A 13,710-nucleotide genomic window follows, 5' to 3' on the forward strand; every position below is an offset into this window, starting at 1 on the left:
ACCGGAGCACGGGGGCGTCGGGCTTGAGCGACTGCAGGCGCAGGGCGGCGTAGCGGGCCACCACCGGCCGCAGCCCCGGCTCGCCGTGCCAGCTCGCGACGTCGCGCATCCGGCCGTCCTCGTCGACCAGGCTGGCGATCACCCAGTCGCCGATCAGCGGGACCAGGGCCTCGGTGACGCGCTGCAGCGCGCCCTCCTCGCCGTCCCCGCTGGAGAGCCGTTCCGACATGGCGCCGGTGACCTCGGCGATGAGCCGCAGCCGCGCGGCGCTGCGGCGGGCACGCTCCTCGGTCGCCCGCCGCTCGGTGATGTCGAGGAAGTACACCGAGAGCCCGTCGGGGCTGGGCCAGGCCCGGACCTCGTACCAGGCGTCCAGCGGCGCGCCGTAGTAGGCCTGGAAGACCCGCTCCTCGCCGGTCTCCGCAGCGCTCCGGTAGTGCACCTCGAAGTCGCTGCCCACGGCGAGCGGGAAGAGCTCCCAGATGTCGCCACCGAGGAGCTCGTCCCGGGTGCGCTCCAGGACGCGCTCGGCCTCGGCGTTGACGTAGGTGAACCGCCAGTCGGGGGACAGGGCGAAGAACGCTGCGTTCATCGCCTCCAGCACGCGTGAGACGCGGGCGTCCTCCTGGCGCAGCCGGGTCGTGTCGTACCCGGCACCCACCAGCCGGACCGCCGTCCCGCGGTCATCGGCCAGCGCCCGCCCGCGGCCGTGGATCCAGCGCGTCTCGCCCGTCGGCAGCACCACGCGGAACTCGGCGTCGTACTCGCCCACCGACTCGATGGCCGTCTGCAGCGCCTCGAGGGTGCGGTCGCGGTCGTCGGGGTGGATGCGACCGGCGAAGGCCGTGACCGTCTCGTCGAAGCCGTCGGGCGCGAAGCCGAACAGGCTCTTCAGCCGGTCGTCCCACACCAACCGGCCGACCGTGAGGTCCCAGTCGAAGCTGCCGATGCCCGCGGCGTCGATCGCCAGCTCGGAGGCCAACCGGCTGGCCTCCAGCTCCCGGGCCTGGGCAGCGAGCTCCAGCTCGGTGGCCGCGGAGTCGGCCAGCTGGCGCAGCAGCGCGACGTCGGCGTCGGTCCAGGCCCGTGGCTCCGGCTCCATGACCGACAGCGCCCCGACGGCCTGGCCGTCGGAGACGGTGAGCGGGATGCCGAGGTAGGCGCCCACCACGCCGGTCGCCACCGGCGGCAGGTCCGCGACCCGTCCGTCGGCGCGGGCGTCGGGCACGACGACCGCCTCCGGGGCGGCGGCGGCGGTGACCGCGCAGAGCGACTCGCCGAGCGGCACCTGGATGCCGAGCGTGCCCGCCGGGAGACCGGTTCCGCTGAGCACCAGCTCGCGGTCACCGAACAGCGAGATCTGCGCCGCCTGGGCGGAGAGGAGCCGCGCGGCCAGACCGGTCAGCCGCTGGAGCGGCTGCGAGCCGAGCGCGGTGGCCTCGAGCCTGCGCACGGCGGCGATCCGCTCACCCGCGGGCCCGCCGCCGTCCCCGTCCAGGCCCCTGAGCGGGGCGGGAGCCGGATCGCTGCTGGTCACGCGAGCTCCCTCCCGGCAGGCGTCGTGCAGGCGCGACGGCTTCACGCGGGGACCATTCTCCCTGGCCGCCGCGCGCGCCCGACGGCGGCCCACCGCCCCGGCTACCTGCCCGCGGCGTAGCCCTGCATCCCCCGTGGGTTGGCCGCAGCGCGGAGGACACCGGTCCCCGGGTCGCGGGAGACCGCGGAGAGCCGGCCCAGCGACCACGGATCGGCGACGACGACGGCGTGCCCGCGACGCCGCAGCTCGGCCACCGTCGCCTCGCCCACCCGCGACTCGACGACGACCTCGCCGGGCGCCATCTCCCGCGGGTAGAACGACGACGGGAAGCTCGTGGTGTGCCAGGCCGGCGCGTCGATGGCCGCCTGGAGGTCCAGCCCGCCGAGGGTGTGGGCCAGCCAGAAGCACAGCTGCCACTGCTCCTGCTGGTCGCCGCCCGGGGTGCCGAAGGCCAGGACCGCCTCGCCGCCGCGCAGCGCCAGCGAAGGGGCCAGCGTGGTGCGCGGCCGCTTCCCGGGGGCCAGCGAGTTGGGCAGCCCGCGCTCGAGCCAGAACATCTGGGCGCGCGTGCCGAGCGGGAAGCCGAGCTCGGGGACGACCGGCGAGCTCTGCAGCCATCCACCGGACGGGGTGGCGGAGACGAGGTTGCCCCAGCGGTCGACGACGTCGAGGTGACAGGTGTCGCCGCGGGTGGTGCCGCGCGTGTCGACGGTGGGCTCGCCGACCCCGGCGAGCGTGGCCCGGGAGGGGTGCTCACCGGCCGAGGTGCGGGTGACGAAGGCGGGGAGCCGGGGCGGGCGCCCGCCCGGGGAGCCGGGCCGCAGCTCGGTGCTGGCCCGGCTCCCGATGAGCGCCCGCCGTTCGGCGGCGTACGCGGACGAGAGGAGCTCGTCCACCGGCACGCTGTCCACGTCCCCGTACCAGGCCTCCCGGTCGGCCATCGCCAGCTTCACCGCCTCGACGCCGGCGTGGATCACGTCGGCGTCGGGGACGGCGGAGGCGGACCGGCCGCGGAGCCCGGTGCCGTCGACGTCGTCCAGCATCGTCAGCGCCTGGAGCAGAGCCGGTCCCTGGGACCACGGCCCGGCCTTCGCGAGCGTCCACCCGTGCCAGTCGACCGTGACCGGCGGCTCGTACGACGGTCGCCAGCCGGCCAGGTCCTCGCCGGTCAGAAACCCGGGGTGGTCGCGACCGGAGTCGTCTCTCACCGGGTACCGGCAGAACCTGTCGATCGCCTCGGCGACGAATCCTTCTGACCAGGCAGCCAGTGCCGCGTCGAGCTGGGCCTCCCGGGAGGGTCCGCGCGCTGCGTCGAGCAGTCGGCGGTAGGTCGAGGCCAGAACGGGGTTGCGGAAGAGGCTGCCGGCGTCCGGAGGAGCACCGTCGGAGGTGAGCCAGGTGGCGGCCGAGGTCGGCCAGTGCGTGCGGAAGTGCTCGGAGACCGAGGCGACGGTCGCGGTCACCCGGGGATGGAGCGGGTGACCGGTCTCGGCGTACTCGAGGGCGAAGCGGAGGACGGCGTCCAGCGGCTGGGTGCCGTGGTCGCGCAGGAGCGTCAGCCAGGCGCCGACGGCGCCGGGCACGGTGGCGGCGAGGAGGCCCGTTCCGGGGACCAGCTCGAGGTCGAGCTGCTCGAAGGCCTCGATCGTCGCACCGGCAGGGGCGACCCCCTGGCCGGAGAGGAGGACGGGCCGTCCCTGCTCCGACCCGCTCCCGCGGGCGAAGAGGACCGGGACCTCGCCGCCGGGACCGTTGAGGTGCGGCTCGACGACCTGGAGGGCGAAGCCGGTGGCGACGGCGGCGTCGAACGCGTTGCCCCCTGCCTCCAGGACAGCCATGCCGGCGGCTGTGGCCAGCCAGTGGGTGCTGGCGACCATGCCGAACGTGCCGGCGAGCTCGGGGCGGGTGGTGAACACGCGGCCACCGTAGAAGGACCCCGGTGCCCCCCACCGCTCGCAGGCTCGCGGCGGGGCCCTGCACCGGGGCCGCGGAGCGACGCGGCGGGGGAAGGAGCCGCGTGCTGGATCCGGGGGGTGCTGGGCATCTCGTGCAGCACCACGGGCGGGTCGACGACGCGGACCGCGGCCGGGCGGGGACGGCCCCAGGCGAGGTGCTCGCCGGCGGGTCCGGCACCCCAGAGGGCGGCGCGCCGGGTGAGCTCCCGCAGCGCCTCCCGGCGCGAGGGCCGGGGCGCGGGGGCAGCAACGCGCCAGGTCAGGTTCTCGCCGTGCGCACCGGCGCCCCACATCGCCGCGCGGTGCAGCAGGCCGCGGAGGCCGCCGACGGCCGGGCGCTCGGGCTCCGGGACGACGACGACCCGGGGCCGCGGCGGTGCCGACGCGGTGGGGACGCGGCCGGGGCGGGCCACCGGGGCGGGCTGCACCGAGCGGATCGGCGCCGGGCGGCCCGTGCGGCGCTCCGCGGCGCGCAGCCGCTGCAGGAGCACGGCCCGGTCGGCGCGGTCCAGGACGTCGATCAGGCCCGCCAGCGAGCCGGGGGCCGGCTCGGCGGAGGGGGCGGCCCGGCGCGCTGCCCTGACCGGGACGGCCAGGTCGCTGCTGCTCATGTCGCCTCCTCGAAGTTCGCGTCCGCGACCGGGGAAGGTGTCGCGGACAAGGAGAAAACTAGGCGGCGCGAGCCCGTGCGACGCCCTTTTCCGACACCCACCGGAATGCGCGTGACCCAACCGTTGCGGAGCCATTCCGATGCGTCCGGTGACCCATTCCCCGCGGCGGCCACATGTCGACAAGAAGCAATTCCCGAGCGTGGAAATGCAGCGTTCCCCGGTCGGTCACCCCGGGGAGGCCGCGGCACGCGCGGCGTGTCGGGCAGCCCCCCGAACGGGGGACGGGCCGAATTGCCGCGCCCCCACGCCGCTCCCAGACTCGACGGGTGCAGACCACCGAGGCCGCGGCGCCCGACGACACCCGCCTGCGTCGCGCCGTCACCGGCAAGCTCCTGTTCCTCTTCATCCTGGGCGACGTCCTCGGCGCCGGGATCTACGCGCTGTTCGGCGTGATGGCCGGCGAGGTCGGCGGCGCGGTGTGGCTGCCCATGCTGGTCGCCCTGGTGCTCGCGCTGCTCACGGCCGCGTCCTACGCGGAACTGGTCACGAAATACCCGAAGGCGGGTGGCTCGGCGGTGTTCGCCGAGCGCGCCTTCAAGAGCTCGACGGTCTCCTTCCTCGTGGGCTACTGCATGCTCGCCGCCGGCGTCACGAGCGCCGCCGGTCTCGCCCTGGCCTTCGCCGGCGACTACCTCGGCGTCTTCCTCGACGTGCCGGCTGTCCCGGCGGCCGTGGTGTTCCTCGTGCTGATCGGGCTGCTCAACGCCCGGGGCATCAAGGAGTCGGTGCGGGCCAACGTCGTCATGACCGTCATCGAGGTGTCCGGCCTCGTGCTGATCGTCGTCCTGGGCGCGCTGGTCCTGGGCCGGGGCGACGGCGACGTCGGCCGGGTCACCGAGTTCCCGCCCGGCGTCTCCGTCGCCTCCGGCGTGCTGGCCGCCGCGCTCCTGGCCTACTACTCCTTCGTCGGCTTCGAGACCTCCGCGAACGTGGCCGAGGAGGTGCGCGACGTCCGGCGGGTCTACCCCCGGGCGCTGTTCGGCTCGCTGCTGGTGGCCGGGGTGGTCTACCTGCTCGTCGGCCTCGCCGCCTCGGTCGTGCTGCCCGCGGACGAGCTCGCCGGCTCCTCCGGCCCGCTGCTGGAGGTCGTCCGCGCCGCCGACGTCGGCATCCCCGACGAGCTGTTCAGCGCCATCGCCCTGATCGCCGTGGCCAACGGCGCCCTGCTGACGATGATCATGGCCAGCCGGCTGGTGTTCGGCATGGCCGAGCAGGGGCTGCTGCCCCGCCCGCTGGCCCGCGTCCTGCCGCACCGCCGCACCCCGTGGGTGTCGATCCTGGTCACCACGCTGGTGGCCATCGCGCTCACGCTCACCGGGGACCTCGGGGAGCTGGCCAACACCGTCGTCCTGCTGCTGCTCTTCGTCTTCCTGAGCACCAACATCGCCGTCCTGGTGCTGCGGTCCGACCGCGTGGAGCAGGACCACTTCCGGGTCCCCGCGGTCGTCCCCGTCCTCGCCGTCGCCTCGTGCGTGCTGCTGCTGTGGCAGCAGGAGGCCGAGATCTGGCTGCGGGCGGCGATCCTGCTCGCCGTCGGCGTCGTCCTGCACCTGCTGGCGCAGGCGCCGTGGTGGCGCGGTGCCCCGGTGGAACCGGCGTCCGACGGCGTCGTCGGAGCCGGGCGGTAGGACGCCGGGACGGCGCTGGGAGGATGCGCGGGTGCCCGACCGCATCCCCCTGGTGATCGACACCGACCCCGGCATCGACGACGCGCTGGCCATCCTGCTGGCCCTGGCCAGCCCGGAGGTCGACCTGCGGCTGGTCACCACCGTGCACGGCAACGTGGAGCTCGAGCAGACGACCGACAACGCGCTGCGCGTGCTGCACCTGGCCGGCCGGTCCGACGTGCCGGTGGCGGCGGGCGCCCGGGCCTCGCTGATCCACCCGCAGCCCGAGCGGGCGGGGCACGTGCACGGGGCCGCCGGTCTCGGCGGGGTGCAGCTGCCGCCCTCGCCCGCGTCGGTGGACCCGCGACCGGCCGTCGTGGCGCTGGCCGACCTGCTGATGAGCTCACCGGAGCCGGTCACCGTCGCGCCGATCGGCCCGCTCACCAACATCGCGCTGCTGCTGGCCGTGTACCCCGAGGCCGCGGAGCGGATCGACCGGCTCGTCGTCATGGGTGGCTCCGCGGCGCGCGGCGGCAACGTGACCGCCGCGGCGGAGTTCAACATCTGGTCCGACCCCGAGGCGGCCGCCGCGGTGCTCGGCTCGGCGATCCCCACGGTGCTGGTCGGGCTGGACGTCACCCTGCCCACCGTGCTCACCGAGGAGGGCATCGCCCGGTTCGCCGCCGCCGGACCCATCGGGGCGACGGCCGCCGCGATCCTGCAGCAGTACGTCGACCACGCACGCAACGCCTACGGCGTCCCGGGCGTCGTCGTGCACGACGCGCTGGCGCTCACCGAGGCGATCGCACCCGGGACGCTGGGCACGGTCCGCCGTGACGTCGTCGTCGACACCACGCTGGGTGCCGGGCGGGGGCAGACGCTGGTCGACCAGCGCAGCGTCTCCACCTCGCCGACCGCGGTCGACGTCGCCACCACCGTGGACGCCGGTGCGGCGGTGGAGTTCCTGGTCTCGCGGCTGGCCTCGCTCGACGCCTAGCGGGGCTGCGTGCCCTCGACGATGCCGGCGGCGATGTCGCGCAGCTTGCGGTTGTAGCGCTGCGAGGCCTCGCGCAGGATCTCGAACGCCTGGTCGGCGTCCACGTGCCGCTGGGCCATGAGCACGCCCTTCGCCTGCTCGATCACCGCGCGCGACTGCATCGCCAGGCGCAGGTTGCGGGCCTGCTCCCCGAGCTCGGCGTGCGCGGTCGCGTTCACGACGGCGATGGCGATCGCCTCGGCCACCTCCAGCCCGGCCTCCAGCGACTCGGCGGAGGCGAACGCGGCCGGCCGGGTCGAGTAGATGTTCAGCGCGCCGATGCTGGTGCCCTGGAACGGCAGCGGCACCGACAGCGAGCTGCGCACCCCGGCCTCCCGGGCGCGGGGGACGTAGCGCGGCCAGCGCTCCTCGGTGGACGTGTCGTCGATGCGCAGGACGACGCCGCCGCGCCCGGCGTCCATGCAGGGGCCGTACCCCTCCTCGTACTGGAGCTCGTCGGCGTGGAGGGCCATCTCGCCGTGGTGGGCGGCCGTGAAGGCCTTGTCGTCGCGGAGCAGGGTGGTGGACACGGACTCCGCGCCCGGGATGCCCTGAGCGGCGATCCCGGTGATCTCGGTGAGGACCTCCTCGAGGTCCCGGTCGACGAGCACCACACGGCTGAGGGCTCGCAAGAGATCGTCCACGGGGTGGATTGTGCCCGATCGACCACGCCTGCCCCGCCCCCCTTCGCGCGCCCGTCCCTCATCGGCCAGGATGAGCACACCCGGGACAGACCGGTCCGGTGGTCCAGCCGACGCGAAAGGGTGGCGATGGCCGACGAGCCCACCCACGACGCGTGGCCCAGCTCCCCCGTCCCCTCGGTGCCCGGCGACGTGTGGCACTGGCAGCTCGAGGCCATGCACGTCGTGTCCCGGGTCCGGTCGGACCTGCGCGCCCGCATCGCGCACCCGTCGGTGTCCTCCGCCTCCACCGAGGACGCGCGCGACGGGCTGCTGCTGGTCTTCGAGGAGCTCGCGTCCAACGCGCTGCGGCACGGCGGCGGCGACGTCCGGGCGCTGGTCGTCGCCGGTCCGGCCGGGTGGCTGCTCGACCTGAGCGACGAGGCGCCCGACCGCCCGCCGGTCCCCGCCGTGGACCGGGACCCGGCGCTCGGCGGGATGGGGCTGCACCTGGTCGCGCAGCTGTCCACCGCCTACGGCTGGGAGCGGCGCCCCGGGCGCAAGCACGTCTGGGCCCGGCTGCCCTCGGGCAAGCCGGAGCCGGCCGAGCACCGGCACGAGCGGCTCCCCCAGCCCCGCTCGGGCGAGATCCGCCCCGACTGAGCCGGGATCACTCGATGCTCTTGGCGCGCTCCTCGCGCAGCGCCTGGAAGACCCGCCGGCGCACCCGGTCCTGGTCCTTCTCCTGGATGCCGAGGAAGCGGATCGACATCAGCCAGCGCGCGCCCCGGGCCTGGGTGCGGACCAGCTCGGCCTTCGTGCGGATCTCGCCGTCCTCCAGCTCGAAGGTCAGGTCCAGCGAGGCCCCGGCCTCGGGCAGCACGCCGAACCCCTCGAACTGGGCCCGCATCCCGTTCTCGCTCAGGTCGACGGTCTCGCCGGCGAGGTCCACGGCGCCGATGCCGGCGGTCACCGGGACCGCGACCCGGCCGCGGACGGCGGTGCGCCGCTGGCTCTCCTCCGCCGGGCCGGTGGTCCGCAGCCGCCAGCGGACCACGGTGCCGGTCTCGACGTCGAGGACCTCGGCGGGCACGGCGCGGCGGGTCTCCTTGGCCTTCCAGTAGATCTCCACGGCGTCGCCGGGCCTGACCACCGCCTGCTCGACGAACTCCCCCGCCGACGGGCGCACCACGACGACGTCACCGTTGACCAGCTCCACGCGCGAGCTGATCGAGATGCCCCGGCCGGTGAGCGTGACGTCGGCCTCGGTCTGCTCCTCCGGGTGGTCGACGCCGGGTTCGCTGGTCATGGGTGTGCCTCTCCGATGCTGTGTGCAGTGCGCGCGGTGCCGGCGACGAGCGGCCGGGTGCGGCGCGGGGGGAACGGTAACGGCCGGGCCCGCAGCACCCCGCGGGCCCCGGTGCGACGCGCCGCCCCGGCGCGCGGTCGCCCGGCCGGGGGGAGCACGTTCCCCCGGCGCAGCGCCGCGACCAGCCGGTCGTGGGAGGACACCCGCACGCAGGCCCATCGGCAGACCCGACCGGTTTCCTGAGCCGAACGCCTCCGCGGAACGGGAAATCCCCCGCTCAGCCCCGTCGCGCGGTCCAGGAGCTGACGAAGTCGCGCAGGCTGCGGGTCGGCCGCAGCCAGGCGCCGTCCGGCGGGAGGGCGTCGAGGCGCACCCGGTCCAGGGGCTCGGTGAAGGCCCCGGGGACGTCCTCGATGTCGATGAACTCGAGCAGGTCGGAGCCGATCGCGTACCCGGCGACCTCGCTGAACGCCACGACGACGACCCGCGTGCCGCTGCGGACCAGCTCCTCCAGCGGCTCGGCGAAGTTGCGGCCGTCGCCGGAGAACACCACCAGGCGGCGCAGCTGGTGGCTGTGCGCCCGGACGGCGATGTGGTCGAGCATGTCCTGGTCGATGTCGTCGTCCGGTTGCGTCTTCGGCCGGGCGAAGACGGCGTAGCCGAAGCCGCGCAGCGCCTCGACCCACCGCTGGAGGCTGCCCGGCTGCGGCGGGATGTTGGCGAAGACGCAGGCCTCGACCTCGGGGACCACGTCCCCGGTGCGCGCCGCCGCCTCGCCGGCGCCCTCGACGAACCACGCCGCGATCGCGTCGAACCGCGGCCGAGAGGCGGCGGTCGGCCGGGCCCCGATGACCGTCGACAGGGTCATGTCGATGTTCGGGGCGTCCCAGATCAGCAGGTCCAGCGGCGGGCGCACCGGGCCGCCGTCGGCGGCGGGGGCCGGCTCGCCGGCGACGACGTCGGGCTGATCGGCGATCGAGGTGTCCTGCACGGGTGCAGTCTGCCCGTCGGGCACCCGGTCCGCGGCACCGGCGGGGGGTCCGGCGGGCGGTCCGGCAGGAGAGGTGGCCCGGCGGGCGATGCGGCGCACGCTCACCGCAGCGACGTCACCGGGGTGCCGGCCACCGCCAACGCGCAGAGGTCGCCCCCCGCCTCCTGGACGGCGCGCACGTACCGGGGGACCTCGTCGGCCGGCATCGGGTGCCCGAGCAGCCAGCCCTGCGCCAGGTCGCACCCCGCCGCCCGCACCATGCGCAGGTGGTCGACGGTCTCCACGCCCTCGGCGACCGACCGGATCCCCAGTGTCCGGGTGAGGCCGACGATCGCCGCCAGCACCGCGCCGCCGTCGCCCCCGGTCACCTGCTCGGCGGCGGTCAGCAGCGACCGGTCGATCTTCAGCGTGCCGACGGGCAGGGCGAACAGCTGGGCCAGCGAGGACCAGCCGGTGCCGAAGTCGTCGATGGCCACGCGGACGCCGAGCCGGCGCAGCACGGAGAGCTGGTCCTCGGCCCGGGTCGGGTCCTCCGCGACGCTGGTCTCGGTGAGCTCGAGGACGAGCTGCTCGGCGGGCAGCCCGGACTCGTGCAGCGCCGTGCGGACGTCGCGCACGAGGGTCTCGGCGGAGAAGTGCCGGGCGCTGATGTTGACCGACATGCGCAGCGGCAGCCCCTGCGCCGCCCACTCCACGGCACGGCGGGTCGTCTCCACCAGCAGCCACCGGGTGATCGGGATGACCTGCCCCGTCTCCTCGGCGACCGACAGGAAGGAGTCGGGCGGCAGCAGCCCCCGCTCGGGGTGCTGCCAGCGCACGAGCGCCTCCACGCCCTCGACCGCGCCCGTGTCCAGCCGCACGATGGGCTGGTAGTGCACGACCAGCTGGTCGATCGCCTCGTCCCGCAGCCGGGTGGCCACCTCCAGCCGCCAGCGGGCGGCCTCCCGGAGCCCGGGCGAGAACAGGTGCACGCGGTCGCGGCCCATGCTCTTGGCGGCGAACATCGCGGCGTCGGCGTCGCTGAGCAGCTCGTGCCCGTCGCGCATCCCGGGCCGGGCCACCGCCACGCCGATGCTGGCCGACAGCGGGACCGAGATGCCGGTGGCGACGAAGGGCCGCACGAAGATCTCCTGCAACCGGAAGGCCAGGGCGGCCGCCTCCGAGTCGTCGCACCTGCGGGCGAGGACGACGAACTGGTCGCCACCCAGCCGGCCCACGGAGTCCCCCGGGCGCAGCGTCTCGGTGAGCCGGTCGCCGACCTGGCGCAGGAGCGCGTCGCCGATGCCGTGCCCCAGCGAGTCGTTGATCGTCTTGAACCCGTCGAGGTCGATCATCAGCAGCGCCACACCCCCCTCCTCGGGGACCGCGGCCAGCGCCTCGCTCATCGCGTCGAGCAGGGTCGCGCGGTTCGGCAGCCCGGTGAGGTCGTCGTGCCGGGCCCGCCAGGCCAGCGCCTGCTCGCCGCGGACCCGCTCGGTGATGTCGGTGTGGGTCACCACGGCGCGGGCGGCGCCGTCGACCCGGGCCGCCTGGAGCCGGTACCAGGCGTTCGTGGTCGGGGTGGACCGCGGGAACTCGTGCTCGAAGGGCTGGACGGCGCCGTCGGCGGCGGGGTCGAGCAGCCGGCGGAGGCCGGCCTCGATGGCGCTGCTGTCGGTCGGCGAGACGCCCAGCGTGACCGCCGCGCGGTAGTCGGTGCCCGGCACGCCCACCGACCGGGACGGGACGGCGAGGGTGGCCGCCCACCGCCGGTTCCCGGTGAGGATCCGGAAGTCCTCGTCGACCAGCACCGTCGCCGACGGGAGCGCCTCCAGCACCGAGCTGAGCCGGCGCAGCTCCGCCTCCCGCGCGGCCTCGGTGCGGTGACGCTGGTCGACGTCGCGGAAGAAGACGGAGACACCGGGCGGGTCGGCGAAGACGCGGACCTCGTACCAGCGCCCCTGCGGTTCGTAGTAGTACTCGAACTCCCGCGGCCGGCCGTCCGCCAGCACCTCGAGGTACTTCTCCTGGGCCAGCGACTCGACCATGTACGGGAAGACCTCGCCCGCGCGACGGCCGACGAGCTCCTCGGCGGGGTGCTCGAGGAACTGCTCGGCGGCGGCGTTCACGTAGGTGAAGCGGCCCTCGGCGTCGAGCCGGTAGATCGCATCGGGGACGGCGGCGAGCGGTCCGGGTCCCCCCGGACCTGGGCCGTCGTCAGGTCGCACGCTGCCCGCACTCCGTCCGCTGGTTCTGCTGGGTCCGCACCGGCGGAGATAACGGTACGGAACCGTCTCCCGGGTCGTCGACGGGAGGCGGTCCGGCGTCGAGCCTAGCGCCCGGGCCGAGCACTCAGACAGCCTCGACCGACGAGCGCGCGACGATGCCCGCCACGTCGGTCCCGGCGGGCAGGGTCCCCAGCACCGCACCCCAGTCCCCGCCCAGGCGGGAGGCGCAGAACGCGTCGGCGACCGGCGCCGGGGTGAACCGGAGCAGCAGCGAGCCCTGCAGGCACAGGGCCAGCAGGCCGGCGATCCGGCGGGCCCGCAGCGGCAGCGCCTCGGGGTCGCCGAGCTCGGCGGAGAGCCGCTTCACCGCCGCGTCGAACCGCGCGTCGAGCCCCCGGGCCAGTTCGATCTCCTCGGTGACGGCGGCCAGCGAGTCCGACGAGCGACCCATCGCCCGCAGCACGTCGAGGGCGATGACGTTGCCCGAGCCCTCCCAGATGGAGTTCAGCGGCGACTGGCGGTACAGCCGGGGCAGCCCGGAGTCCTCCACGTAGCCGTTGCCGCCCAACACCTCCATGGCCTCCGCGACGACGCCCGGGGTGCGCTTGCACACCCAGAACTTCGCCGCGGCACCCGCGAGCCGGAGGAACGCGGACTCCCCCGCGTCCACCGCTGCCGCGAGCCGGATCGCCAGCGCGGTGGCCGCCTCGCTCTCGACGGCGAGGTCGGCCAGGACGTTGCGCATCAGGGGCTGGTCGACCAGCAGCGCCCCGAAGGCGCTGCGGTGCCGGGCGTGGTGCACCGCCTGGGTCAGGGCGGCGCGCACGGTGGCCGCCGAGCCGAGCACGCAGTCCAGGCGGGTCGTGTTGACCATCTCGATGATCGCCGGCACCCCGCGCCCCGGCTCGCCGACCAGCCAGCCGGTGGTCCCGTCGAACTCCACCTCGCTGGAGGCGTTGGACCGGTCGCCGAGCTTGTCCTTGAGACGTTGCACGTGGAACACGTTGCGGCTGCCGTCGGGCAGCACCCGCGGCACGAGGAAGCACGAGACGCCCTCCTCGAGCTGCGCCAGGACCAGGAACAGGTCGCTCATCGGCGCCGAGGTGAACCACTTGTGGCCGGTCAGCCGGTAGGAGCCGTCGGGCCGGGCGACCGCGCGCGTGGTGTTGGCGCGCACGTCCGAGCCGCCCTGCTTCTCGGTCATGCCCATGCCGGCGACCAGGCCTGCCTTGCCGGTCGGCTCGGCCAGCCCGAACTGGTAGGCCCGCGCGGTCAGTCCCGGCTCGTAGCGTGCCGCCAGCGCGGGGGCGCGGCGCAGCGCGGGCACGACCGCGTAGGTCATGGTCACCGGGCAGCCGTGGCCCATCTCCACCTGCGTCCACCCCAGGTACCCGACCGCCCGGCGGACGTGCGCGTGCGCGTCCCCTGCCTGCTGGTCGGCCCACGGGGCACCGGCCAGGCCGTGCTCGGTGGCCGTGCGCATGAGCTCGTGCCAGGCCGGGTGGAACTCCACCTCGTCGATCCGGTGCCCGTACCGGTCGTGGGTGCGCAGCCGCGGCGGGTTCTCGTTGGCCAGCCGTCCCCACTCCTGCGCCTGCTCGCTGCCGGCCAGCCGTCCCAGCTCGCCGAGCGAGGCGAGCGCCGCGGCGTCGGCGTGCCGCAGGCACGCCTCGGACAGCGCGACGTCGTCGGCGATCGGGTCGTGCCCGACGAGCGGCGGCACCTGGTTGGTGACCTCGTGGGTGGCGCTCATGCGGGCACCGTACGACGCCCGACC

At 75.2% G+C, this 13,710-nt stretch carries 10 protein-coding genes and 1 pseudogene; 4 read left to right on the forward strand and 7 right to left on the reverse strand.

What is annotated here, in order from left to right; all coding sequences use genetic code 11:
- Positions 1-173 precede the first annotated feature (173 nt).
- Positions 174-389: a hypothetical protein gene (locus DQ241_RS20975; RefSeq protein ID WP_233492107.1), complete on the forward strand. Its 216-nt coding sequence runs from the start codon at positions 174-176 to the stop codon at positions 387-389.
- Here the strand turns inward: DQ241_RS20975 and DQ241_RS20980 are convergent.
- Positions 353-1,744 (reverse strand): annotated as a pseudogene (locus tag DQ241_RS20980) (PAS domain-containing protein); the annotation flags it as partial. The gene DQ241_RS20975 and the pseudogene DQ241_RS20980 overlap by 37 nt on opposite strands.
- A complete protein-coding gene (locus DQ241_RS00385) occupies positions 1,639-3,453 on the reverse strand; it encodes a gamma-glutamyltransferase family protein (RefSeq protein WP_113828051.1) in 1,815 nt (604 codons plus the stop codon). The gene DQ241_RS00385 and the pseudogene DQ241_RS20980, both read right to left, overlap by 106 nt.
- A gap of 976 nt (positions 3,454-4,429) precedes the next feature.
- Here DQ241_RS00385 and DQ241_RS00390 point away from each other — a divergent pair.
- Entirely contained in the window at positions 4,430-5,791 is a 1,362-nt protein-coding gene (locus DQ241_RS00390; protein WP_233492108.1) for an APC family permease, read from the forward strand.
- Positions 5,792-5,822: 31 nt separating this feature from the next.
- The gene (locus tag DQ241_RS00395; RefSeq protein ID WP_113828055.1) at positions 5,823-6,767 is read left to right on the forward strand and encodes a nucleoside hydrolase; all 945 of its coding nucleotides are present in this window, start codon (positions 5,823-5,825) and stop codon (positions 6,765-6,767) included.
- On the opposite strand, the gene DQ241_RS00400 is transcribed toward DQ241_RS00395, so the two are convergent.
- Positions 6,764-7,450 (reverse strand): GAF and ANTAR domain-containing protein, encoded by a 687-nt coding sequence (locus tag DQ241_RS00400; protein WP_113828057.1) that lies wholly within the window; start codon positions 7,448-7,450, stop codon positions 6,764-6,766. The genes DQ241_RS00395 and DQ241_RS00400 overlap by 4 nt on opposite strands.
- A gap of 126 nt (positions 7,451-7,576) precedes the next feature.
- Between DQ241_RS00400 and DQ241_RS00405 the strand changes: the two genes are divergently transcribed.
- Positions 7,577-8,089 carry an ATP-binding protein gene (locus DQ241_RS00405; protein WP_113828865.1) on the forward strand — a complete coding sequence of 171 codons (513 nt, stop codon included), beginning with the start codon at positions 7,577-7,579 and terminating at the stop codon, positions 8,087-8,089.
- A 7-nt stretch (positions 8,090-8,096) separates the two neighbouring features.
- Here DQ241_RS00405 and DQ241_RS00410 read toward each other — a convergent pair whose 3' ends face one another.
- From DQ241_RS00410 to DQ241_RS00425, 4 genes are all read right to left on the reverse strand, one after another.
- Positions 8,097-8,735: a flagellar brake protein gene (locus DQ241_RS00410; protein ID WP_158545842.1), complete on the reverse strand. Its 639-nt coding sequence runs from the start codon at positions 8,733-8,735 to the stop codon at positions 8,097-8,099.
- 277 nt (positions 8,736-9,012) lie between these two features.
- On the reverse strand, positions 9,013-9,726 hold the full coding sequence (locus DQ241_RS00415) for an NYN domain-containing protein (RefSeq protein WP_233492109.1): 714 nt from the start codon (positions 9,724-9,726) through the stop codon (positions 9,013-9,015).
- Positions 9,727-9,827: 101 nt separating this feature from the next.
- Positions 9,828-11,933 (reverse strand): bifunctional diguanylate cyclase/phosphodiesterase, encoded by a 2,106-nt coding sequence (locus tag DQ241_RS00420; protein WP_113828063.1) that lies wholly within the window; start codon positions 11,931-11,933, stop codon positions 9,828-9,830.
- A gap of 124 nt (positions 11,934-12,057) precedes the next feature.
- On the reverse strand, positions 12,058-13,686 hold the full coding sequence (locus tag DQ241_RS00425) for an acyl-CoA dehydrogenase family protein (RefSeq protein ID WP_113828065.1): 1,629 nt from the start codon (positions 13,684-13,686) through the stop codon (positions 12,058-12,060).
- Between the last annotated feature and the right edge of the window lie 24 nt (positions 13,687-13,710).

The organism is Blastococcus sp. TF02A-30, from assembly GCF_003319185.1.
Classification (GTDB): domain Bacteria; phylum Actinomycetota; class Actinomycetes; order Mycobacteriales; family Geodermatophilaceae; genus Blastococcus.